General features: G+C 65.0%; 1 protein-coding gene. It reads right to left on the bottom strand.

Annotation, left to right across the window (positions count from 1 at the left end):
• Positions 1-263: hypothetical protein (locus JT719_RS24840; protein ID WP_207436459.1), on the bottom strand; the 263-nt coding region annotated here is incomplete at both ends.

Raw genomic sequence — 263 nt, 5'->3', positions numbered from 1 at the left:
CCGGACCAAAGCGACAGCTGCGCACGGATAAGAGGTTCACCGCCGTCGCGTTTCACCGGGTCGGTCGATGTTTGCCAGACATGAGCGATGGAGCCGCACTGATCGTCCTCGCGGCGCGTCAGCTTCAGAACGCGGACATCGAAGCGGTCCTGCATGCGGCGCCAGAAGGGAAGCGCGAGGCCGCGTGGCACCTTCAGGGCGAACACGGGGGCATCGGGAAACTCGGCCGAGATGAGGTCCTCGTATTCGGGCAACAGCCGGTC

The organism is Sabulibacter ruber (assembly GCF_017355955.1).
Classification (GTDB): domain Bacteria; phylum Bacteroidota; class Bacteroidia; order Cytophagales; family Hymenobacteraceae; genus Nibribacter; species Nibribacter ruber_A.
The sequence above is the reverse complement of the archived record's forward strand: the minus strand, read 5'-3'. Positions and strand labels throughout refer to the sequence as shown.